The 23652-nt window shown below is 54.6% G+C and carries 20 protein-coding genes and 3 tRNA genes; 6 read left to right on the plus strand and 17 right to left on the minus strand.

Annotation, left to right across the window (positions count from 1 at the left end; all coding sequences use genetic code 11):
- Positions 1-46: 46 nt before the first annotated feature.
- The 3 genes from B3511_RS12450 to nac form a co-directional block, all read right to left on the minus strand.
- Positions 47-1054 (minus strand): hypothetical protein, encoded by a 1008-nt coding sequence (locus tag B3511_RS12450; RefSeq protein ID WP_286782593.1) that lies wholly within the window; start codon positions 1052-1054, stop codon positions 47-49.
- Positions 1055-1371: 317 nt separating this feature from the next.
- Positions 1372-2322: an HTH-type transcriptional regulator Cbl gene (gene cbl / locus B3511_RS12455; RefSeq protein WP_040074944.1), complete on the minus strand. Its 951-nt coding sequence runs from the start codon at positions 2320-2322 to the stop codon at positions 1372-1374.
- A 96-nt stretch (positions 2323-2418) separates the two neighbouring features.
- Positions 2419-3336, minus strand: coding sequence for a nitrogen assimilation transcriptional regulator NAC (gene nac, locus B3511_RS12460; RefSeq protein WP_040074943.1), 918 nt, complete (start codon positions 3334-3336; stop codon positions 2419-2421).
- Between the two features lie 322 nt (positions 3337-3658).
- On the opposite strand from nac, the gene B3511_RS12465 reads away from it, so the two are divergent.
- A tRNA-Asn gene (locus B3511_RS12465) sits at positions 3659-3734 on the plus strand.
- A 116-nt stretch (positions 3735-3850) separates the two neighbouring features.
- On the opposite strand, the gene B3511_RS12470 is transcribed toward B3511_RS12465, so the two are convergent.
- Genes B3511_RS12470 through B3511_RS12485 form a run of 4 tightly spaced genes read right to left on the minus strand, consistent with a single transcriptional unit; the run spans position 3851 to position 8601 of the window.
- Positions 3851-4378, minus strand: a complete 528-nt coding sequence (locus tag B3511_RS12470; RefSeq protein ID WP_046884834.1) for a fimbrial protein — start codon at positions 4376-4378, stop codon at positions 3851-3853.
- A 42-nt stretch (positions 4379-4420) separates the two neighbouring features.
- Positions 4421-5374: a fimbrial protein gene (locus tag B3511_RS12475; protein ID WP_286782595.1), complete on the minus strand. Its 954-nt coding sequence runs from the start codon at positions 5372-5374 to the stop codon at positions 4421-4423.
- Entirely contained in the window at positions 5358-7892 is a 2535-nt protein-coding gene (locus tag B3511_RS12480) for a fimbria/pilus outer membrane usher protein (protein WP_286782596.1), read from the minus strand. Before B3511_RS12480 ends, B3511_RS12475 begins: the two co-directional genes overlap by 17 nt.
- Before the next feature lie 34 nt (positions 7893-7926).
- Positions 7927-8601 carry a fimbrial biogenesis chaperone gene (locus B3511_RS12485; protein ID WP_286782597.1) on the minus strand — a complete coding sequence of 225 codons (675 nt, stop codon included), beginning with the start codon at positions 8599-8601 and terminating at the stop codon, positions 7927-7929.
- A gap of 332 nt (positions 8602-8933) precedes the next feature.
- Here B3511_RS12485 and shiA point away from each other — a divergent pair, with 332 nt between their 5' ends.
- From shiA to B3511_RS12500, 3 genes are all read left to right on the plus strand, one after another.
- On the plus strand, positions 8934-10247 hold the full coding sequence (gene shiA, locus B3511_RS12490) for a shikimate transporter (protein WP_286782599.1): 1314 nt from the start codon (positions 8934-8936) through the stop codon (positions 10245-10247).
- Between the two features lie 113 nt (positions 10248-10360).
- Positions 10361-11815, plus strand: coding sequence for an AMP nucleosidase (locus B3511_RS12495; RefSeq protein ID WP_286782600.1), 1455 nt, complete (start codon positions 10361-10363; stop codon positions 11813-11815).
- Between the two features lie 18 nt (positions 11816-11833).
- Complete coding sequence (locus tag B3511_RS12500) at positions 11834-13609, plus strand: aminopeptidase P family protein (protein ID WP_286782602.1); 1776 nt, start codon at positions 11834-11836, stop codon at positions 13607-13609.
- Positions 13610-13662: 53 nt separating this feature from the next.
- Here the strand turns inward: B3511_RS12500 and B3511_RS12505 are convergent.
- Both B3511_RS12505 and B3511_RS12510 read right to left on the minus strand, forming a co-directional pair.
- A tRNA-Asn gene (locus B3511_RS12505) sits at positions 13663-13738 on the minus strand.
- A gap of 80 nt (positions 13739-13818) precedes the next feature.
- A complete protein-coding gene (locus tag B3511_RS12510) occupies positions 13819-15282 on the minus strand; it encodes an EmmdR/YeeO family multidrug/toxin efflux MATE transporter (protein ID WP_212475523.1) in 1464 nt (487 codons plus the stop codon).
- A gap of 193 nt (positions 15283-15475) precedes the next feature.
- Between B3511_RS12510 and B3511_RS12515 the strand changes: the two genes are divergently transcribed.
- Positions 15476-15551: transfer RNA gene (locus B3511_RS12515), tRNA-Asn, on the plus strand.
- A gap of 117 nt (positions 15552-15668) precedes the next feature.
- On the opposite strand, the gene B3511_RS12520 is transcribed toward B3511_RS12515, so the two are convergent.
- The 4 genes from B3511_RS12520 to dacD form a co-directional block, all read right to left on the minus strand.
- Positions 15669-16004 (minus strand): DUF496 family protein, encoded by a 336-nt coding sequence (locus B3511_RS12520; protein WP_040074937.1) that lies wholly within the window; start codon positions 16002-16004, stop codon positions 15669-15671.
- A gap of 167 nt (positions 16005-16171) precedes the next feature.
- Positions 16172-17230, minus strand: a complete 1059-nt coding sequence (locus B3511_RS12525) for an FUSC family protein (RefSeq protein WP_046884829.1) — start codon at positions 17228-17230, stop codon at positions 16172-16174.
- Between the two features lie 101 nt (positions 17231-17331).
- Positions 17332-17805, minus strand: coding sequence for a DNA gyrase inhibitor SbmC (gene sbmC / locus B3511_RS12530; protein WP_286782606.1), 474 nt, complete (start codon positions 17803-17805; stop codon positions 17332-17334).
- Positions 17806-17924: 119 nt separating this feature from the next.
- Positions 17925-19097, minus strand: a complete 1173-nt coding sequence (gene dacD / locus B3511_RS12535) for a serine-type D-Ala-D-Ala carboxypeptidase DacD (protein WP_207293849.1) — start codon at positions 19095-19097, stop codon at positions 17925-17927.
- Between the two features lie 203 nt (positions 19098-19300).
- On the opposite strand from dacD, the gene sbcB reads away from it, so the two are divergent.
- On the plus strand, positions 19301-20725 hold the full coding sequence (sbcB, locus tag B3511_RS12540) for an exodeoxyribonuclease I (RefSeq protein ID WP_286782608.1): 1425 nt from the start codon (positions 19301-19303) through the stop codon (positions 20723-20725).
- A 33-nt stretch (positions 20726-20758) separates the two neighbouring features.
- Here the strand turns inward: sbcB and tsuB are convergent, their stop codons facing one another.
- From tsuB to yoeI, 4 genes are all read right to left on the minus strand, one after another.
- Entirely contained in the window at positions 20759-20986 is a 228-nt protein-coding gene (gene tsuB, locus B3511_RS12545; RefSeq protein ID WP_040074933.1) for a thiosulfate utilization sulfurtransferase TsuB/YeeD, read from the minus strand.
- Positions 20987-21004: 18 nt separating this feature from the next.
- Positions 21005-22060 carry a thiosulfate utilization transporter TsuA/YeeE gene (gene tsuA / locus B3511_RS12550; protein WP_286782610.1) on the minus strand — a complete coding sequence of 352 codons (1056 nt, stop codon included), beginning with the start codon at positions 22058-22060 and terminating at the stop codon, positions 21005-21007.
- Between the two features lie 157 nt (positions 22061-22217).
- The gene (locus B3511_RS12555) at positions 22218-23576 is read right to left on the minus strand and encodes an APC family permease (RefSeq protein ID WP_046884827.1); all 1359 of its coding nucleotides are present in this window, start codon (positions 23574-23576) and stop codon (positions 22218-22220) included.
- A complete protein-coding gene (gene yoeI / locus B3511_RS20670; protein ID WP_414671879.1) occupies positions 23566-23628 on the minus strand; it encodes a membrane protein YoeI in 63 nt (20 codons plus the stop codon). Before yoeI ends, B3511_RS12555 begins: the two co-directional genes overlap by 11 nt.
- Positions 23629-23652 lie beyond the last annotated feature (24 nt).

The raw sequence follows: 23652 nt of genomic DNA on the forward strand, positions 1-23652 counted from the left end.
CTTTTAAGCAGGCTTTTTGCTTTTCTGCGTCCGGGACGCATTTTTGCTATTTTTCACCGCGCTCCGGGGCGTCACGGTTGAGCACCTCACCGCAGAGGCGCATTTCTGGCGGCTCTGCAGGGGTGATAACGCCAATTCGCACTGGTAACGCATCGGCTTGCTGGCACGCTTTTTTCAGCTGTTGCCACGCCTCTGCCTCCGACTCCATGTCACTTATCAGGGTATCAAACGCCCCTTCAACGACCTCAATCTTGACAGGCTGATCGTCATGACGTTCGGTGGGTTCGCGCTCCCCTTCCCCGGTAAGGGTGCTCTCCAGCTCATTGAGCCTGCTGGTTAAGACCGCCAGGTTGTTTTCCGCCGCGTTCGGTGAATAGAAAAATAACCCGCTAATAAATAACGCTTCCATCACCTCGAAGAAGGCAAAGGTCGTGTCGCCGTAAACGTAGAGGCCTTGTTCGCTGCGCCGCACTCCCGAGATCTGTTCATTGAGCAGATCCTCTTTCTGCGAAACCGTGAGCGTCTGCTTGTTGTAGAGAATAACCGGCAAGTTTTTAATTTCGTGGATATTCTCACTCAGACTCCAGCGCTCCTTCTCGCCCTGGATAAAACCGGACGCATCGCAGACGGTTTCAATATCAAATTCATCGGTGGAGAGGCGCTCGCGATTAAAATAGTCGCTCACGTCTTCGCTCTCCTCCATGCCTTCCCGCACCCAGCAGCGATAAACTGAACTTCGGCGATCAATGCCAATCCACTCCAGATCCACGGTGCCAGGGCTTGAGGGTTTTCTTGCCTCGTCAATCCATGCGCCGACATCTCTGTCGAGATAGGCGCCAAGCAGATCTTTCCAGGGCTCAATCGCCACGAAAATATTGGCAAGGGTTGTCCCTGCTTCAATGATGACGGGATGGCGAAAAAATCTGAGGAGGAACCAGGGATCGGCAGCGGCAGTGGTGTTCTGTATTGCCAGCAAGGGCAACGCTGTTGTCTCATCGTAATGTGAGCGGAAACGCAGTACCGAATCGGTACAAAAAATTAATTCACCGTCCATCTTGTCTCTGGCTCCTGATGTTATGTTACAGCCCTGCAAACCAAACCACTCATCAAAACTGTCCGTCGTTTCGATCGCCCATACGGGATCTCCTGAACATAGAACACAAGCCTTATAGGTGTAAAGCTACAGGAGAGAGTGTGCCGGGCTGTCAGATAAAAAGGTATCTACCTTTACAGGATGTGCGAGTGAGGCTTCGCCATAAGCCTGATGGGGATGAAACCTACACTTTTGCGTGCGACCATTGTCGCAACGCGCGCCGGTGCGGGCGTAAAAAAACCTGCGCAAGGCAGGCTTTTGTCGCGGGTGCGTGGGTTCTAAATCTGATAATCAAGCGCCACCTCTTCCGGCTCCATGGCCTGGCGCTTTATTTCATCCACCGACAGGCCGGCGTTACAGAGTTCTATGAAACGCCAGACGTAGTTACGCTGCAGTTGGCCGCGCTTCAGACCAAGCCAGACCGTATTGGCATCGAAAAGGTGGCGTGTATCAAGGCGCACCAGATTACCCGGCTCGCTCTCAGTGCCGGACTGCTCGGCCACCAGCCCGATTCCCAGGCCCAGCTCAACGTAGGTACGAATCACGTCGGAGTCCTGGGCACTGAGCACAATGTCTGGCGTTAACCCTTTACGATGAAAGGCTTCATCGATGCGCGAACGCCCGGTAATACCCTGCCGATAGGTAATCAACGGCCATTTATTGATCTCTTCCAGCGTAAGTGGGTTTATCTGCGTCAGGGGATGATCTGTCGGCAGGAGGAGCGTGTGATGCCAGCGGAACCAGGGAAAAGCCACCAGCTGCGGGTCATTGCTTAAGCGCTCGCTGGCGATACCGATATCCGCCCCGCCATTTTGCAGCAGAACGTCTATCTCTTGGGGTGTCCCCTGGATCAGCTCCAGGCGCACCTGCGGAAACAGTTCGCGGAAAGCCTTAATTACCGGCGGCAGACTGTAACGTGCCTGGGTATGGGTGGTGGCGATAGTCAGCACCCCGGAGGCATCGTTGGTAAAGAGGTCGGCCAGACGGCGAACGTTACTGGCTTCGTTGAGAATACGCTCTGCGATGGTCAGCAGCGCTTTTCCCGGTTCGGTCATCCCCAGCAGACGCTTACCGCGGCGGATGAAAATCTCGATACCCAACTCCTCTTCCAGCTCACGGATATGACGGCTGACGCCGGACTGAGAGGTATAAAGCATATTGGCGACCTCGGTCAGGTTGTAATCCCGACGGGCCGCCTCGCGAATAATTTTAAGTTGCTGGAAGTTCACTGTTCGCTCCGGGACATCTGACATAGCTCTATTGTTAGAGGCTGCCTACCACGAGAACAAATAATAAAAACCCGCATCTTATGCTTTTATGGAATATTAGCTTACCAGCTGCAGTTCTCGATTCTCCAGCGATGGACGACTCACCAGCGACATCAGGATCTCTTTAACTGCCTGAGCCTGAGGTGACAACGAACCGCGGGCAGAGACATTAAGCGAGAGCGGCAAACTCATCGAAGGCGTAGTAATACGGGCCATCCAGCCGTTCGCTGCACTGCAGAGAGAACGCGCGGCAGATTCAGGCAGAACTGTCACGCCCATACCGCTGGCGATCGCCGCAGTCAGGGTCGAGATAGAGTCGATTTCACCGATGATTTTCGCCGTCAGGCGGCGCAGGGAAAAGGCCTCATCGACCCGCAGGCGTACGGCGCTGTAATCACGGGGCAGGAAGAGGTTCATTTCAGCGACGGCCGTGAGATCCACGCTCTGCCCTGGGCAATCGCGCGTTCCTACCAGGAAAAGATCTTCTTTTAGTAACGGCTGGCTGGTGATACCTGCCACCGGCGAACGATCGTAGAGCACGGCCATATCCAGCTGGCCGCTCAGTAATTTATCGTTCAGGACGGAGCCGCTGTTCTCATGCAGATAAACCAGTACTTCTGGCAGTTCGGCGCGAACAGCCTGCAGTAGCGGCATGGTCACAGAGGAGGCCGCCGTTCCGGGCGCCAGGCCAATTGAAACCTGTCCGGTTAGCGTCTGCCCGACGTTGCACACCGCCAGCTGTGCCTGTTCGCACTGACGCAGAATAGTCCGTGCATGGGTATAAAGGATCTTTCCGGCTTCCGTTGGCGTGACGCCGCGCTTGGTACGGATTAACAGTTGCTGATCCATTTCGCCTTCCAGAGTAGCAACCTGCTGGCTCAACGCGGGCTGCGCTATATGCAGCACTTCTGCGGCCTGAGTCAGGCTACCGATGTCGACGATTTTTACGAAGTATTTCAGTCGTCTTAAGTTCATTTTGCCCCCTGTACGAAATGCGTTGCCGGTTCCGGCGCGAATTGTTGTAGAGGGTTTTGCAAGATGCTTGCCAGTTTTGGAGATGAGGTCGGATATGTTCGCTAAGCGCCTGAAAATAAGAGATTCCAATTGTTAGTCGCAAAAAGAGAAGCGTAACAGTGGTTTCTGATCTGCCCCATTAGAGGTATGAGTGCACCAAATCTGTGCAATCCGTTGGCAAAATCAGCACTTTGTTGATTTTGTCAGCAAACGATACACAAGGCAGTTTTCCCCCTTTGACAAGCGCATCGGACGCCGCTAATATTCGCCCCGTTCACACGATTCCTCTGTAGTTCAGTCGGTAGAACGGCGGACTGTTAATCCGTATGTCACTGGTTCGAGTCCAGTCAGAGGAGCCAAATTTTGAAGAAACCGCTCAGGGAAACCTGCGCGGTTTTTTTACGTTTGCCCTTAAGGGTTCGGGCAGAGTGCGCATGGCCTTCTGCCCTGCCCCGATAAAACAACGCGTCCTGATTTACTGGTATTCAAACGCGGCCACAATGACCGACGAGACATCGCCAGGCATTACTGAGCCCGCTTTTGACAGCACGCGTGCCTGCAGTTTAAACGTCGTACTGCCCTCGCTGACGGCACCAATCAATGAGCTGTTATTGCTCAAAATGGTGTCGGTCGTCTGCTGCGATAACTCGACAGCGGTGTTGGCTGCCGCATTAGCGGCACTGTTTGCCCACAGGGTGCTGTCGCCAGAATCAGGTGTACCAGTAAAGGTCACCTTCACGTTGGTGGTACTTGCCGGGCAGCCCGCCACGGGGAGATCGAAGGTTTTTAACGTGGTACCTGCGCCCGCTGTTGCCAGGCTGGACGCCTGAATAGCTTGTCCTAAATCCACATTCAGCGCATTTGAACCCCCATTAATTGTTGTACACGGTGAAGCAATCACTTTTCCTGTTACGTTAATATTAACGTTATCTGCCGCATAGATATTTCCCGCAAACAGCATGGCCGAAACGGAACCCGCCACATAACATAAATATTTTTTCATTTTTAGCCTGCCTTGGCATCGGTATTTAGAGATTACATTGGATTATTGATATGTCAGCGTGAGCGTAGCTGAACTATTGGCTTCGCCGACGGATACACGGTTTTTTGTTTGATAATAACGCGCAGTAATAGGAAATGTTTCGCTCCCGCCGCTGGAGTGTTTTAATGCAAGTGTGCTGTTAATAATAAGTGGTTTCCCATCATATAATAACTGTACTCCAACGCCTTGCGCTGTATTTGCCCCTCCTTGATTATTCAGTGCCAGTACGCTGGCGTCACTTACATCTGGATTTTGCGTGCCATTTAATGTCACGTTGATATTTGCATTTCTGTCGCAATTCAGCCCGAGATTTTGGGTGCTGGTTTTCGCTGCAATAAAACCGACCGTTGTACCGAATTCTGAATTCAATACATTCCCGACAGGAAATGTTAACTGGGGCGTCGTGACAGAACAGGCGACCTGTGCAACATAGCCCCCCATCAGATTAATGGTCACCGGCGTGATACCGGAAACGGTCCAGGTGCCTAACTGTGCCACCGTAAATGATCCCGGTTGGATATCCCCTGTTTTATACAACCGATATCTTACCCACGGCATATTCACCGTGGCATCGCCCGTTTGGTCTGTTGACGCCGGGTTGTCTAATTTTCCCCAGCCCAAATCAACCTCTATGGCGACGCCTGGAATATTGGTGGCATAGGCGTGAGCAATGGAAGTGGGAACCCCGCCAAGATAGGTCATCTTGTAATAGTTGGTATTGTCGCCGGTACAGTTAAGTAATGTCGGCCCCTCTCCGGAGGTGCTGGAGTATATTACCGACCCCACCGGTGTATCCCGCTGCACAATAACCCCGCTGGGTGTGAACCCAAGTGTTTGTGGCTCCATGCCGCTGGCAAAATTACAGGTTGCGCAGGCCGGCTCGCTGATGCCAAAGATTATCACCAGCATAAAAAACCTGAGGGGGTTGTTTAACCCAATTTTATTTGCAATGTTCATTGCTTAGCACCACTCCTGATTCTGCATCCTGCTGATGAAGGGTAAAGTTCACCCGGCACTGCTCATTCTTTTCCTTGCCCCATTGCGCCAGGAGATCACCGTTATCGGGTAGCCCGGTTAAATAGACTTGCCCCGCGTCTCCCACGATGAATCCAGCCCCGTTTTGCTCGCCTCTCAGGGTGACCGTCGTGCCAAAAGGCACGGGGCGGCCATCGGTTCGGGTCAGCGTCATCAGGACGCGATTACCGACGCTGGCGATATATTGCGCGCGCACGATAGCGCCTCGCGTGGGGATCACGGTCTGCGTGGTTAACTGCAGATCAACGTCATCGGATAAGGTCGCCGGATCCAGGGAAAGGGTATTTTTACGATACGGGGAGATATTGCTGACTACGGTATAGCCGCGGTAGTCGGTCTTCACGCCGGACTGACCGGTCACGCCGACACCGGATGCGCCTGGCGCTTTGACCAGCGCCAGCGTTTCGCCGAAAGGCTGTGCCAGAGTAATGCCGTCGGCATGCGCCAGAATGCCGCCGTTCAGACCATAGTTCATGCGCTGGCGGGTTTCGTCATAGCTGTAACCGCCGATGACTTCGCCATAGGTCCCGTGGTAATCGGCGCTGACATTACCCGAATGCCCTGCACCGTCATTCCCATAGCCTTGCTGCAGGCTCCAGCTCAGCGCATCCCCCTGCATGGCTGTGCCACTCAACCCCAGCGAATGGGTGGTCTCCCCCTGTTTACTGGTATTCAGGCCGTAATTGGCCCAGGTGTGGCTCAGGAACCGGTCGAGCGGAATACTGACATTCACCGCAAAAATCTGGTCTTTCGGGTAGGTTTTCCCTTCGTTGCCGCCCCCGGCGCTGGCGTTGTTGCTGTAGGTGTAATTGATCCCCCAGGATATACCCTGCCAGGCGTTGTTATAGCTCAGGCTGTACGAGCTCATGGTCTTGCTGGCGTTCCAGTAATCCTCCCGGATTGCGCTGCCGCTGAGAGAGCCATAAGCGGGTCCCAGCGTCTGGCTTAGCGTCAGCTCGGCCCGGCTGCGGCGACGATCCTGCAGGGTATTATCGTCATTCCAGGAGTCCAGCACCTCCTGCATACCGTAATAACCTGCCGTGGAGTAGCGATAGCTGGTGGCAGAGAAGGTGGTTCCGCTATCGGTAAAATTCTTACTGAAGCGTATGCGCCAGGCTTGTCCTTTCGACGAGCTCGCCCCTTTCGGGCTTGACCAGGCCTGGGTCACATCGACAGATAGCGCACCCATTCCCCCCATGTTTTTACCCACGCCCAGAGCGTAAGCCTGGTACGGAGTGGATTGCTGCACGCCGCCGTACAAAGTAAATCCCTGAGGCAGACCATAAATAGCGGTGCCAAGAAGGAGGTTTTTTTTATCCACGTTGCTGTCGCTGGGGCGATAGTGACCGCCCGTCAGGCTGTACTTCAGCCGCCCTTCCCGCTGCAACACGGGAACCGACGCAAAAGGCACAACAAAATCCTGTTCGCTCCCGTCCGACTCTTTTACGGCGACATTGAGATCGCCCGCGCCACCGGTCGGGTACATGTCGGTAATTTCAAACGCGCCCGGCGCAACATAGGTCTGATAAATAACGTAACCATTCTGTCGCACGATGACTTGCGCATTGGTACGCGCAATACCGCGTACCACCGGCGCATAACCTTTCAGACTATCGGGCAGCATATCGTCGTCGGAAGCCAGCTGGCCGCCGCGAAAGGGCAGGCTATCAAAGACGTCGGAAGGCGAGGTGCTGTCACCGAGGGTCATCTGGCTTTTTAAGGGCACGATGTTGCGCTGGGCATAGGTATAGGCCGAATCCCACCGCGCCTTACCGTCAGAATCACGATTCCAGGTGGTGTAATTGCGCAGGCGCCACGGCCCGATATTGATCCCCGGACGCAGGTTGGCGTACTGGCTGTTGCTGTTATCAGAGGTACGGTTTCTGCTCCAGCTATTATCGCCGCTGAGACTGTAATTCAGCAAAAGGGCATTAATTCCCTCATCCCACATCTCCGGCGCAACATAGCCCCGGGCCTGCGAGGTTAATGCCGCCTGAGGAAGGGTTAACAACAGCTTTTGTGAACCGAAGATAAAATCAGCCGACGCCTCGGGGATCGCGGCTAAATTAACGCATTCGTGACCGTCATCGAGCCGGGGATAAAGCCCGGTTTTTACGCCATAGCTTTGCAGCAACCCTTCCGACAGGCAGGGCTGCAGGCTGTGATCCCCTTGCGCATTTTCTACGCGGACAAATTCAATCTCGCGGGTATCTACCGTTTGATCGTTGAGTACGACCTCCACGCGATATTTACCTGGCGCCTGAGCACCGGCCTCAAATTGTGAAAGATCGACCCCTTTCATTGAAGGGTTGTCCACTTCCAGTAATGCCGGATTAAAATACTCTTCCGCGCTGGCATTCTGCATGACCGCGGGGAGCGCCAGTGCAATCAGACAGGCGAGACGGGCCCGGGGAAACCAGGGATACATTTTCTTCTGCATAACGCGTAATACCTGTTCCCTGGTTTTATATCCGTTAAATAGCGGCGCGATGAATGGCACCCACGCCACCATAGTCATTAATCAATTTGAACGTCACCGGCCCGGTGTTAACGCCCGCGGGTAAGGCAAAAGCGGCCGATGCCCCAGGCGCAACGTAGGTGGGCTCGGGGACATTTTTCCCTGCAACCGTAATCTGGTTAAAATTCATATAATAATGAGAGGGGTTGCTGACAAGAATTTGTCCGCCGGCGATTCGCCACACCAGGTCATTGGCGAAGTTTTCCGCCCCTTTATCTCGCAGTCCTACCGGGCGATATATTAATTTGATGCGTGTTTTTATCGCGATCTGCAATGAGTTGGCTTTTTTTTCAGCCGCCGGAATTGATTTAATGTTAAGCCAGTACATCGACTCTTTATTATCCGGCAGATTTCCCGCCCGCACGATGCGCATCACGTTCTCTTGCCCGCGATCCAGTCGATAAAGCGGTGGCGTAATAATAAAAGGCACCTTCCCGGCGCTTTTATCCGGGTTATCTAGCCAGGACTGAATTAAATAGGGCACGTTATCGGGATTGGAAACGCTCAGTGCTGCCTCTTTTTTCCCGCCGTCATAAATGACGCGAGTGCCGCCGATATTTACCCCGGCGTTAACCGACGTGATATATAACAGCAGCAACAAAGTAAATAATGCCTTCTGAACACCTTTCATTAAAAATCCGTTATTTCATGTGGCTGATAACGCTATTGACATCTGCCGTACCCGGCTTATTTATTACTAACATCTATTATTTAATGCTTCGTCATAGGCAACAATCGAGGCGCGGTGTAATTTTATTCGCGTAACATCTTGCTCCTGATGGCGTGCCCGTTCAGGCTTTGGCATGGCCCGGCGGGGCGTTTTTCATCTCCGGACGATTTAATCGTTTTCTCCTGTTCGCAGTCGCGGTAGTCTCATAAGCGTTGCCAATGTTTCGGCGACGGCTATGTGAGTAATTTTTAATCGATACCTATAAAAAGAAATAAGTGACAGACAGGATAACTATGGATTCCACCCTCACCTCCCCTTGCCCCGACCCGGAGGCACCTTCGCTCAATCGCGCCCGCCGGGCAGCCCTCGGCAGCTTCGCTGGTGCCGTCGTCGACTGGTATGATTTTCTGTTATATGGCATCACCGCTGCGCTGGTCTTTAACAGTGAATTCTTTCCGCAGATAGGCCCGGCGATGGGAACGCTCGCCGCCTTTGCTACCTTTGGCGTTGGGTTCCTCTTTCGTCCGCTGGGCGGGATTATCTTCGGCCACTTCGGCGATAAGCTGGGCCGCAAGCGGATGCTGATGCTTACCGTCTGGATGATGGGGATTGCCACGGCGCTGATTGGCTTACTGCCCTCTTTTGCCGCGATTGGCTGGTGGGCTCCGGTTCTGCTGGTCACCCTGCGCGCCATTCAGGGCTTTGCCGTAGGCGGCGAATGGGGGGGGGCTGCACTGCTCTCCGTCGAGAGCGCACCTGCGAAAAAGAAAGCTTTCTACAGCAGCGGCGTACAGGTGGGTTACGGGGTGGGTCTCCTGCTCTCGACCGGCCTGGTTTCGCTGATAAGTGCCCTCACCACCAATGAGCAGTTTCTGAGCTGGGGCTGGCGCATTCCGTTTCTCTTCAGCATCGTGCTGGTGATTGCCGCACTGTGGGTGCGTAACGGGATGGAAGAGTCCGCCGAATTTGAACAGCAGCAAACCACACCGGCTGCAAAAGAGCGCTTACCAGTAATGGAGGCCCTGACTCGCCATCCGGGCGCATTCCTGAAAATTATCGGCCTTCGTCTGTGTGAGCTGTTGACGATGTATATCGTCACGGCGTTCGCGCTGAACTACTCCACGCAAAATCTGGGGCTGCCGCGCGAGCTATTTCTCAATATCGGCCTGCTGGTGGGTGGGCTGAGTTGCCTGACCATCCCCTGCTTCGCGTGGCTTGCGGATCGCTATGGTCGTCGTCGGGTCTATATCACCGGCGCGCTTATTGGCAGCCTCAGCGCCTTTCCGTTCTTTATGGCTCTGGAAGCGCAGTCCATCTTCTGGATTGTGGTTTTCTCTGTGCTACTGGCGAACGTGGCCCATGACATGGTGGTATGCGTGCAGCAGCCGATGTTCACCGGCATGTTCGGGGCCCGCTATCGCTATAGCGGCGCAGGGGTCGGTTATCAGGTCGCCAGCGTAGTCGGCGGCGGCTTCACCCCCTTTATCGCCGCCGCACTGGTGACCTTCTCCGGTGGCGACTGGCACAGCGTGGCTATCTATCTGCTGGCGGGCTGCCTGATTTCAGCCCTCACCGCCCTGCTGATGAAATCTCCCGCCCACGCATAATCTCTACAGCGAAGGCGTTTTGCCTTCGCTGCTTCGCGTTGCCTGACTTTTGTTTCATAAGACGGTGTCATACTATCGGGTATGTCGTACACCTGTGGAACAAGGAGAAAGAGATGAATAATAAGGGCTCCGGCCTGACCCCGGCTCAGGCACTGGAAAAACTGAACGCGCTGTACGAGCAGTCAGTAAGCGATTTACGTAGTGCCATCAGTGACTATATTGAAGACGGTACACTTCCTGATGTGGAAGCCAGAGCCAACGGCCTGTTTGTCTATCCATCGCTTTCCGTCACCTGGGATGGCAGCGTGACCAACTCCCCCAAAACCCGCGCCTATGGCCGGTTTACGCACGCCGGCTGCTACTCCACAACCGTGACCCGTCCGATGCTGTTTCGCCCCTATCTGGAAGAGCAGTTAACGCTGCTGTATCGGGATTATGACGCCCATATCACCATAGAGCCTTCGCGCCACGAGATCCCCTACCCCTACGTAATAGATGGCTCCGCCCTGACGCTGGATCGCTCCATGAGCGCCGGGCTGACGCGCCATTTCCCGACCACCGAGCTGTCGCAAATTGGTGATGAGACCGCTGACGGGATCTACCATCCGGCCGAGTATTCCCCCCTTTCGCACTTTGATGCGCGCCGGGTGGATTTCTCGCTGGCGCGTCTGCGTCATTACACCGGCACCCCGGCAGAACATTTCCAGCCGTTTGTGCTGTTCACCAACTACACCCGCTATGTGGATGAGTTCGTGCGCTGGGGATGCAGCCAGATCCTCGATCCGGATAGCCCGTACATTGCCCTCTCCTGCGCAGGCGGGATCTGGATAACCGCCGAGACCGAGGCGCCAGAACAGGCCATTTCTGATCTGGCGTGGAAAAAACACCAGATGCCGGCCTGGCACCTGATCACCGCCGACGGCCAGGGCATCACCCTGATTAACATCGGGGTAGGGCCGTCAAATGCCAAAACCATCTGCGATCACCTTGCGGTGCTGCGCCCGGATGTCTGGCTGATGATTGGTCACTGCGGCGGCCTGCGTGAAAGCCAGCTGATTGGCGATTACGTGCTGGCGCATGCTTATCTGCGTGATGACCACGTGCTGGATGCCGTCCTGCCTCCGGACATCCCTATTCCGAGCATCGCCGAGGTACAACGCGCGCTCTACGACGCCACGAAAGAGGTGAGCGGTATGCCGGGTGAAGAGGTTAAACAGCGCCTGCGTACCGGTACGGTGGTGACTACCGATGACCGCAACTGGGAATTGCGTTACTCCGCCTCAGCGCTGCGCTTCAACCTGAGCCGCGCGGTGGCCATTGATATGGAAAGCGCCACTATCGCTGCCCAGGGTTACCGTTTCCGCGTCCCTTACGGCACCTTGCTGTGCGTATCCGACAAGCCGTTGCACGGCGAAATTAAGCTGCCCGGGCAGGCGAACCGCTTCTACGAGGGGGCGATCTCCGAACATTTACAGATTGGCATTCGGGCCATTGATCGGCTGCGGGCCGAAGGCGATAAGCTGCACTCGCGCAAACTGCGAACCTTTAACGAGCCGCCGTTTCGCTAATCATAAAAAAGGAGCGTTATGCAAACCCCATCCCCTCTATCCGCGCTGCGCGAATGGCTTCGTGCGCAGAACCTTGACGGCATTATCGTGCCGCGGGCCGATGCCTTTCAAAGCGAATACTGCGCGCCGCACGATGACCAGCTGGCCTGGTTGACCGGCTTTGACGGCTCGGCGGGCCATGCGTTGATCCTGCAGGATCGCGCACTGATGTTCGTCGATGGCCGCTATCAGGTTCAGGTCCGTGAGCAGGTTGATTTAAACGCCTTCGAGATCCTGCATCTGCACAATGATCCGCTGGCCCCCTGGCTGCGGGAGAATCTTCGCCCCGGTGCGCGTATCGCGTTTGAAGCTATGTTGATGACCCCGGCGCAATACGACGCTCTGCGTGCTAGCCAGTGTACGCTGGTGCCGCTGAATGACTCCCCCTTTGACGACATCTGGCACGATCGCCCCCCGGCTCCGGTTGGGGCCATCCGCGAAATGCCCTATGAGTACAACGGGGAGAACAGCGCCGACAAACGCCAGCGCATTGCCGCCCTGCTTGATGCTCACAATGCGGATTACCTGGCGATTACCCAGCCGGACAACATCGCCTGGCTGCTGAATGTACGTGGCAGTGATATTCCTACCAGCCCGGTGCCCAACTCGTTTGTCCTGCTGGGACGCGATGGTCGCGTCGAGTGGTTTGTTAACGCCAACAAGACCCGCTCGCTCTCGTCTGCGCTACTGGCGAGCCTTACCCTCTCTCCAGAAGGTGATTTCCTCTCCCGGAGCCAGCATCTTTCGGCGGGCAAGCGCGTGATGATGGATGCCGATACCGCCCCCGTAGCCCTGCGTTTTGCGGTAGAAAAATCGGGTGAGATCGTCTGGAATGCCGATCCCATCACCCTGATGAAGGCACTAAAAAACCCGGTGGAACTGGCGGGCTATCGTCAGTCTCACCATTATGACGGCGCGGCATGGGTTAATTTCCTCGCCTGGCTGGCACGTGAAGTGCCCCGGCGTGAGGCGGCAGGCAATCCGCTCACCGAGCTGGAAGCGCAAGAACAGCAGTTGGCTTTCCGCGCGCAACAGCCCGGCTTTATCGAGCCCAGTTTTGCCACCATTTCAGCCTCCGCCAGTAATGCGGCAATGTGCCACTACCACTCAAGCGAAAGCACCAACAAGGCCATCACCCACCGCGACTTTTATCTGAACGACTCGGGCGGCCAGTATCATAATGGCACCACCGATGCTACGCGCACCCTGGCCTACGGCCCGCTAAGCGCTCAGTGTCGTCTGCATTATACGGCCGTGCTCAAAGGTTTTCTGTCGATGATGAGCCTGCAGTTCCCGTCCGGCACCCAGGGACACCAGATTGACGCCTTTGCCCGCAGATCTCTGTGGGAGCTGGGTCTCGATTTCGATCACGGCACCGGTCACGGCGTGGGGCATCAATTGCTAATTCATGAAAACCCGCACCGCATCGCGAAAAAGGTCAATCCATGGCCGCTGGTGGCGGGGAATATTATGACCATCGAACCGGGGTACTATCTGGCCGATGCGTATGGCATTCGTATTGAAAACCAGGTGGAAGTGGTAGAGAGTCTGCCGGGCTTTTGCAAATTCGCCTCGCTGACGCTTATCCCGATCGATCTGAGTCAGGTGGAACTGCACCTGCTGAGCGAGCAGGAAAAACAGTGGCTGGACGACTACCACCAGCAGGTGCGGGAGGTACTCATGCCGCTTGTAGAGAGTGAGGCGCAGCAGTGGCTACTTGCTGCAACCGCCCCGATTCAGCGCCAGAAGGGGTAACTTCCCGGACGCAGAAAAGCAAAAAGCCTGCTTAAAAGCAGGCTTTTTAAATTTGGCTCCTCTGACTGGACTCGAACCAGTGACATACGGATTAACAGTCCGCCGTTCTACCGACTGAACTACAGAGGAATCGTGTGAACGGGGCGCATATTATCGATGCCACCCGGCGATGTCAAAGGCAGAATGCACATTTTGAATCGATTGCCGAATTATTCTCCAGTTTGCGCATCTATAAGTCGTTCTTTTGGCGCTTCCCGGACCGGACGCGGGTATTTCCACAGCCAGCGCCCACTCACCATTCGCCAGTAGAAGAACGCGCCGCGTACCGCCCAGTCCAGGAACATCCCCAGCCAGACGCCGACCACACCCCATCCCAGCATGATACCCAGCGTGTACCCGGCCACGACACGACAGCCCCACATACCGAGCATGGAGACCCACATCGCAAAACGTGCATCACGTGCCCCCTTCAGACCGGCAGGCAACACCCAGGAGGCAGCCCAGATCGGCATAAAGGCGGCGTTAAGCCAGATCAGGATCACTACCACATCTTTTACATCCTGCTCATGGGTATAGAAGGAGGCCATCAGACTGGCAAACGGCGCGGTAACCCAGGCGATGGCGGTTAATCCTATGGTCGAGAGCCAGAAAACATGGCGGAGCTGCCGCTCGGCCTGGCCAATCTGCCCTTTGCCCAGGCGCTTACCGGTGATGATGGTGGATGCCGAGCCGAGGGCGTTCCCCGGCAGGTTAATCAGCGCCGCAATGGAAAAGGCAATAAAGTTGCCAGCGATGACGTCGGTGCCCATCCCGGCAACAAACATCTGCGTCAGTAATTTTCCGCTGTTAAACAATACGGATTCAATGCTGGCCGGCACGCCAATGCCCATCACCTCCCAGATAATGGCGAAGTTAAGCGGCCGAAAGTAGCTCTTCAGGCTGATGCGAAGCGAGGGAGTGAACCCCACCGCCAGCACAGCAATAATAGCAATCGCGCCAATATAGCGAGAGATGGTTAGCCCCAGCCCGGCGCCGATAAAGCCCAGTCCATCCCAGGAGAAAATACCGTAGATCAGCACGCTGCTGATCATGATGTTCAGTATGTTCATCCCGCCGTTAATCATCAGCGGAATTTTCGTATTTCCTGCCCCACGCAAGGCTCCGCTGCCAATCAGGGCGATGGCGGCCGCCGGATAGCTCAGCACGGTCATTTCCAGATACGAGAGCGCCAGGGCCTTAACCTCGTTTGTCGCCTCCCCCGCCACGATGTTGATGATCTCTTCACCGTAATAGTGGATCACCGCCGCCAGCACTATCGAGAACAAAGTCATGATCACCAGCGACTGGCGGGCAGCAGCGCGCGCGCGTCGCGGGTCGCGCTTTCCGAGGCTGAACGCCACCACCACCGTGGTACCCAGATCAATAGCCGCAAAGAAGGAGATGATGACCATGTTAAAGCTATCTGCCAGACCCACGCCCGCCATCGCCTCCTTGCCCAGCCAGCTGACAAGGAAGGTGCTCAGCACGCCCATCAGCAGTACACAGGTATTTTCCAGAAAGATAGGCACAGCAAGGGGGGTGATTTCACGCCAGAACAGAACCCGATAACTTTTACGTTTGGTATACCAGGGCGTACGCATGACGCGCTGGCGTAAAGCGGAAGTGACGTTCAAAATGGACCTTAGCGAGAAAGTTGAAACTCCATTTCAAATGATGAGGGAGAATAGACGATCCTGCAAAGTATTTTGCAGAAAAAAGTGTGGGTTAATGCGTCAATCTGCTGAATGAATCGTCAGTTAAACAAAATGCGTTAAGATCAGGTTTGACAAAACTTTTTTCGCCGCTAAGATAACGCTCCACAACGATTCCTCTGTAGTTCAGTCGGTAGAACGGCGGACTGTTAATCCGTATGTCACTGGTTCGAGTCCAGTCAGAGGAGCCACATTTAAGAAGCCTGCTTTCGAGCAGGTTTTTTGCTTTTCTGTGACCAGACGGCCTTATGTAAGGCGCAAAAAAAAGCCCCCCGAACGAATCGGAGGGCCTGGATAGCTGGCGGAGGTTACTCGCTTTTGGCTTCCACGTGCTTCATTTCGCCCATCACTTTCAGCTTTTTCGAGATCTCACGGCGCTCTTTGGAGATCTCAGCGTTTTTGATGATGTAATCATCTACGCGGTCTTCGTAGTCGCTCTTCATGCTGGCGATGATGCCCTGGATAGCTTCAACGCTCATACCCGGTTTGATGTAATCGCTCAGGTTGTCCAGCAGCAGTACGCGCTTCTGGTTGTCACGGATCTTTTTCTCAACGTCCTGAATTTCACGCTGCAGTTTGTTCTTACGGCGGAACAGGCGGACGAATTCCAGAACATCCTGGAACGAAGGCTTGGTAGTTTCCATTTTTACACCCCTGATAATGTGAGATTCGGATTCGTTTAAACAACCGCTATGGCAGTAACCTTACTGACAGCGATTGCGGATGACAATAATTTTTGCTTTGGTCTTATCATAACCGTAAATGGTGCTGAATCGAAGCAGCAGACATCACTCAACGTAATGGCTGCGCTTTATTTGCGCAGCGCCCGGCAGATTAAGTGCGAAAGCAGTTCTAGCTGACGCGCCATCTCCATACTCAACCATACATAGCCATGAATAGGCGTTTCCGCCACGTTTTGACTCTGATGCTCATTAATCAACTGACGCAGTTCGGCAACGATCTCATTCAGCTTTTCGGTATTGGCCAGAATCGGCTGCGGATTGCCTTCATACAGAGCGTGGGCAATAGTGAGCAGCGTTTGCTGGGTCATCTGCTGCGTCTCTTTGAGGGTACGGGCGTTGAGCATCACAAAGTGGCTCTCTCGCGATGCCCAGTGCGCATTGATTTGAAGCTCCAGCATACAGACCAGATTGCGACTGACGGTCTGGATCCCCTCAAAAATAGACTTCTGGATGTGCGTCTCTTTACTGGCGGGGGTAATAAGACCTCGCATTTTCACGACGTCATTCAGGATGGTTTGCAGGCGCTTTTCCAGGCGCGGGCGCTCAACAAGATTAGGGGAAAAACCAGCCTGATAAACGCGGTTAAAGGCTGTGACGTAGTTAGCCATCTGAATGCGCCAGTGCAAAAATGCCCGCTGCGGCCAGATACCCGTGAAGAGCATTGCCAGCAGTGAACCCAGTATCACATCGCCGCTTCGCCACAATGCCGTATTCATATCCCCCGTTGGCGCACCGACAACCACCGCCAGGGTGATGCCAATCAGCAGTGCCTGGTAAGGTTTTTTACCTAGCGCCAGCCAGCCGCAAAGGAACATCGCCGCCGCACACCAGAGCAACATCAAGGGCAGTGAATAGAGCTCCAGCTTCAGGGCAATCAGGCCCAGCGCCGAGCCTAAGATAGTGCCGCCGATACGTTCAAATGCCCTGGGTACCACATTACCCCAGAAAGAGATTGGCCCCATAATTACCACCAGGGTGATGAGCGGCCACGTCCCTTCCGGCACATGCAACAGGCGCACAAGCAGGAAAGTAAGGATAAACGCCAGCGCGATACGGCATCCATGCACCACGCGGTAATGACGATAGAGACGAATTTCAGACGAGGTTAATGGTTTATCGGGGCGCACACCCGCTCTCCAGCCATTGAATAAAGTCTGATTGTAACTGGTTTTCTGCCGTAGAGGGGTCTGCGGCAGAAAAACCCTTTGGATTCTATGCCTAAAGGTGACTAACCCGCTTTGTGCTGTACCGGAATATACATTTCGATATCCCAGTAGCCGTCGGCATTACCGTCGTTCAGGTAACGTTCGAAGCAGGGTTTTGGCGCGATCTGGTAGCGGTTGTCCTCCAGCAAACTGGCGAACAGATGATTCCAGGGCGTCGCGAAATCGTGATTTTCGACACGGGCAGTGGCAGAGGCGTATTCGCCTTCGGCGACCTCGGTCAGGATCACCCCTTCGCTATTGGCAGGCAGCGTAAAATCGTCGGCGACGCGGACGACGGTGTCGCAGCGCAGTTTTTCCGCAGGCACTTCATCAGGGTTATCGTAATAGACCGCCAGCCATTCCTGTGAGGGAATGTTATGACCGTCGACCCACATAACAAGCTGTTCGAACCCTTGTTTTACCGTCTGCTCCCACGGTCCGACCAGGTGAAAACCCGCGATTTTACGTTTAGGTTGATGCGAAATGTTATAGTCCATGCTGCCTCCTTTATCACTGTATATTCATACACTATAAAGCAGTAAAAAGCGGTGTGACAAACGTGAAGTGTTTATTATGCGAGCAGAATCGCAGAGTCGCCAGTCTGCTCGCGGGCAGGTTATATTTTGTGGTGAATATAGTCGCTCAGTCGCGAGAACATCCCCCCCTTCCCGACAGGCTCAAGGGTGACCAGCGGCCAGTGCGCCACCACTTTGTCGCGATCGTATAAAGCGATTTCGCCGACGCGCTGATGCGCAGCAATCGGCGCTTCAAGCTCTTTTTTATCCAGGACATAGCGCGCTTTAATATTGGCCACTTCCGCCTTCGGCAGCGCCAGCCAGAAGTCCTGATCGGTACCCAGCGCAATCTTCTCTTTATCGCCGTACCAGATACGCTCGGTTCCGACCTGCTTGCCGCTGCGCAGGATCTGCACAGTATCAAAGTTCTGCTGGCCCCAGTGCAGCAGCTTGCGCGCCTGATCTTCACGCGCTTTCGGGCTTTCGGCACCCATCACAACGGCAATAAGACGTCGCTGCCCATCCACCGCAGAGGCGATCAGGTTAAAGCCGGCACCGGAGGTGTGCCCGGTTTTAAGACCATCAACATCAAGATTTTTATCCCATAACAGACCGTTACGGTTTTGCTGGGTAATACCGTTCCAGGTGAGGCTCTTCTCGCTATACATGTGATAAAACGCCGGCTCACCATGAATAATCGCGCGGGAGAGTACTGCCAGGTCGTAAGCCGAGCTGTGCTGCCCCGGCGCATCCAGGCCATGCACGGTTTCGAAATGGGTGTCGCGCAGATTCAGTTTCTGCACATAGTCGTTCATCATTTTCACAAACTGCGGCTGCCCGCCTGCCACATGATCGGCCAGCGCCACGCAGGCGTCGTTTCCGGAATCGACAATCAAACCGCGGCTTAAATCCCGTACGGTAATGCGATCGCCGGGTTTGATAAACATCAGTGAGGAACCGTCGAAAACGGGATTCCCTTTGGCCCAGGCATCGCGCCCCACGGTGACCACATCGTCGGCAGAGATGCGATGACTATCAATCGCACGGTCAACAACATAGCCGGTCATCAGCTTGGTGAGGCTGGCCGGGTTACGTTGCTGATGTTCGTTGCCCGCCGTTAAAACTTGCCCGGTCGTATAATCCATCAACACCCATGATCCTGCCTGTATAGCAGGCGGTTGCGGCGCATAATCAATCGGGTCGGCAGCCAGCGCGGATGAAATACTTACAGCGAGCAAAGAAACTGCAATAAACAGACGGCGTTTCAACGGTATATCCTCAGGTCATTTAAAATCGTTGACCTTTTTACGGAAGTTCTGATGTCGATACCTGGATAAATTGCAATGAAATGTGACAGAGCGCAGATTTTTTTGCGAGGCAGGCCCGCAATTTTCACCTTTTCGACTGCTTTTTCTTCGGCGTGCCTGAGCGGATGGTTTACTATAGAGGGTGACTTACAAACAGGATGGTATTACTGGTGTCTGACTCCACCGCGCTTCCCACTTTCTTATTCCACGATTACGAAACCTTTGGCACCAGCCCGTCGCTGGACCGCCCTGCCCAGTTTGCAGCTATCCGAACCGATGCCGAGTTCAACATTATCGGCGAGCCGGAAGTGTTCTGGTGCAAACCGGCAGACGACTATCTGCCTCAACCCGGCGCAGTGATGGTGACAGGCATTACGCCGCAGGAAGCTCGCGCTAAAGGGGTTACCGAAGCGGAGTTTGCCCGCCGTATTCACGATCTGTTTACCGTACCCAATACCTGCGTGGTGGGTTATAACAACGTGCGCTTCGATGATGAAGTGACGCGCAATATCTTCTACCGCAACTTCTACGATCCCTATGCCTGGAGCTGGCAAAATCGCAACTCCCGTTGGGACCTGCTGGACGTGATGCGCGCATGCTACGCCCTGCGTCCGCAGGGAATAAACTGGCCTGAAAACAATGAAGGGCTGCCCAGTTTTCGACTTGAGCATCTGACCCGCGCTAACGGTATCGAACACAGTAATGCCCACGATGCGATGGCGGATGTTTACGCCACCATTGCCATGGCAAAGCTGGTGAAAGCGCAGCAGCCGAAGCTGTTCGATTATCTGCTGAGCCACCGCAGTAAGCAGAAACTGACCACCCTCATCGACGTCCCGCAAATGAAACCCCTGGTCCATGTCTCGGGGATGTTTGGCGCCTGGCGGGGTAATACCAGCTGGGTAGCCCCTCTGGCCTGGCACCCGGAAAACCGTAACGCGGTGATTATGGTAGACCTGGCGGGGGACATCTCTCCCCTGCTGGATCTGGATAGCGATACCCTGCGCGAGCGGCTGTATACGCCTAAAGATGCACTGGGCGACGAGTCCGCCGTGCCGGTGAAGCTACTGCACGTCAATAAATGCCCGGTACTGGCGCAGGCGAATACCCTGCGTCCAGAAGATGTTGACCGGCTGGGTATCGACCGTCAGCGCTGTCTGGATAATCTGAAGGTGCTTCGCGAGAATCCCCAGGTGCGTGAGAAAGTGGTGGCAATTTTCGCCGAAGCCGAACCTTTTACGCCATCAGATAACGTGGATGCCCAGCTTTATAACGGCTTCTTCAGCGATGCGGACCGTGCGGCAATGAACATCGTACTGCAAACCGAACCACGTAATCTGCCCGCGCTGGATTTGACCTTTGCCGATGCGCGTATAGAGAAGCTTATCTTTAATTACCGTGCCCGTAACTTTCCCGGCACGCTGGATGAAGACGAGCAGGCGCGCTGGCTGCAGCATCGTCGCAACGTCTTTACGCCTGAGTTCTTGCAGGCTTACGCCCAGGAGCTGGAGATGCTCTACGGTCAGTATGAAGGGAATAACGAGAAGCTTGGGCTACTGAAGGCGCTTTATCAATACGCCCAGGAGATCGTCTAATTACGCCCTCCCGTGGCCGGGAGGGCGTTTGGGTCAGGCCTTCTGAACGGTGATGCTCCACGCGGCATCACCCACCTGCTGATAATCTGTGATCGCGTGGCCCTCTTCTGCCGCCCATTGTGGGATGGCTTCTGTCGCCTGCGTGCAGTCGAATTCGATAATCAATTCATCACCGCTGGCCATCTCAGCCAGCGCGGCTTTTGCTTCAATCAGTGGAAACGGGCAAACCTGCGTAACCACATCCAGTTTTTTAATCGCCATAACAGCTCCTGTTATTCATCAGGCCGTCGCAACCGCAAGTTTCGCTTTGCGTTGCGGACGGACATATAAAAACCATGACGCAGTCCATACGCCAAGGATCATAAAGGCCAGACCAATCCAGCCCTGCCAGGTCATCATTGCCGTCATGACCAGGCCATTGCCGATAGAGCAACCACCGGCCATACTGGCGCCTACTCCCATCAGCATGCCACCCAGGCCGCTGCGTAGCGTGGTTTGCGCATCTGCGGCGCGTACACGAAACTCGCGGCTGGCTTTCGCGGCAATAAAGGAACCCAGGAAAATCCCCAACACCAGGAAGACGCCCCAGTTCAGGAACTTGCTCTGTCCGGCTACCAGGAACTGCAGAATATTGGCTGTCGGGGAAGTCACCCCTAAACCGAACATACGCCCTGTCGCCTCGCTCAGTGGCCACGCCAGCAGCGCGATCAAACCAATGAGAACGGCGGTGACAAAGGGATGCCAGCGCTTTTCAAACAGCAAGTGAGCAAGACCGGTACGGCGCGGCGGCAATGACGCGACCTTAAGCTTAGGTTTACGCAGTTCTTTGCTTACAGCCCAGAGCGTGACCACCAGTAACAGCGCTATCAACGGCCAGACAGAGAAACCAAAGGTCTCGGCAATAGAGTTGTGCCCGGTACTGTAAGTTTTTAGCACCTGATTAAGGCCATCCGCATGGGGTGAACGCATTACCGCGCTCAGCAGCATATAGGTGAAGAGCGCAATCCAGCTGCCGATCAACCCTTCGCCAGCGCGATACCAGGTTCCGGTGGCACAGCCGCCTGCATAGACGATACCCAGGCCAAAGATATAGCCCCCCACCACGGTACCAAGCCACGGAAAGGTGCCGGCATCATACTGCACTAGCCCCATCTGAATGAGCGCAAATACGCCCAGACTCTGGATGGAGATAGCAATTAAGAGGGCATAAAACATGCGGTTGTTTTTCGCAATGTACATGTCGCGAAAACCGCCGGTGAGACAGAACCGCCCACGCTGCATAACAAAACCCAGCAGCGCGCCGCAGAAGAGTCCGCTAAAGATCATAGAGAGCATAATTATTAATAAGCCAGCAAAACATCAGGAGGCAAATTATTAATGACTCGCCGGGCAGGGACAAATAACCAAATGTTCCTGGTTAGAACCTTTAGTTATTTCAGATATAAAAAAACCGGAGGCGATGTCTCCGGTTTTTATTATTCAACGCTATCGATTATGCAACGTCTTCGTACTGCGGTACCGGGTTGCGGAAGCTTTTGGTCACGCAAGCCAGATAAACCAGACCGATACCACCCCAGATCAGACCCAGAACCATGGAGCTCTCTTCCAGGTTAACCCACAGTGCACCCACAGTCAGGGCACCACAAACTGGCAGAATCAGGTAGTTAAAGTGGTCTTTCAACGTCTTGTTACGCTTCTCACGGATCCAGAACTGCGAGATAACCGAGAGGTTAACGAAGGTAAAGGCCACCAGCGCACCGAAGTTGATCAGCGCGGTTGCGGTTACCAGGTCAAAGTTGATGGCCAGCAGTGCGATCGCACCGACCAGCAGCACGTTCCATGCCGGGGTACGCCATTTCGGATGAACATAACCGAAGAAGCGCGTCGGGAACACGCCATCGCGGCCCATCACGTACATCAGACGAGAAACCCCTGCGTGTGCAGCCATACCGGATGCCAGAACGGTCACGCTGGAGAAGATCAGCACGCCCCACTGGAAGGTTTTACCCGCAACGTACAGCATGATTTCTGGCTGTGACGCGTCCGGATCTTTAAAGCGAGAGATATCCGGGAAGTACAGCTGCAGGAAGTAGGAAGCACCGATAAAGATCAGGCCGCCAATCAACGCTGTCAGGAAGATGGCACGCGGAATCACGCGCTCTGCGTCTTTGGTCTCTTCAGACAACGAGGAGATACCATCGAAGCCGAGGAACGAGAAGCAGAGAATGGTCGCGCCGGTAATCATCGGCACAACGTGCGCCCCTTCAGACCAGAACGGACGGGTGCTGGTGAGCGTACCTGCCCCTTCACCGTGGGAAACGCCATAAATGATCAGACCCACGATAACCGCCACAATACCCATCTGCAGAATAACGATCAGGGTATTGAAGTTAGCCACGGTTTTGATGCTGCGCAGGTTAGAGATGGTCATAAAGGCCACCAGCGCCACAACGAAAATCCACGACGGTATAGAAGGTACCAGCGCTTCGAAGTAAATTTTAGCCAGCAGAATGTTGATCATCGGCATGAACAGGTAGTCCAGCAGAGATGACCAGCCCACCATAAAGCCAACAGCCGGGCTAATGGATTTCTGAGCATAGGTGTATGCAGAGCCTGCAGACGGGAAACGGCGAACCAGTTTACCGTAGCTCAGCGCTGTAAAGAGAATCGCGACCAGCGCAAAGGCGTACGCCGTTGCAACGTGACCGTCAGTAAGGCCTGATACGATACCGAATGTATCGAACAGCGTCATTGGCTGCATGTAGGCAAGGCCCATCATAACAACCGGAATCAACGTAAGGGTTTTACGTAATTCCACGCGAGAGGTGTTTGGAGTTGCGTTATGCGACATAGTTAATCTCCTTTACGGTGATAACCGCCACGTAAGCGAAAATTTGCCCCATTTCGTTTATTCCTCAGCGACAACA

Source organism: Leclercia sp. UBA1284 (genome assembly GCF_002308415.1).
In the GTDB taxonomy this organism is placed as follows: domain Bacteria; phylum Pseudomonadota; class Gammaproteobacteria; order Enterobacterales; family Enterobacteriaceae; genus Enterobacter; species Enterobacter pneumoniae.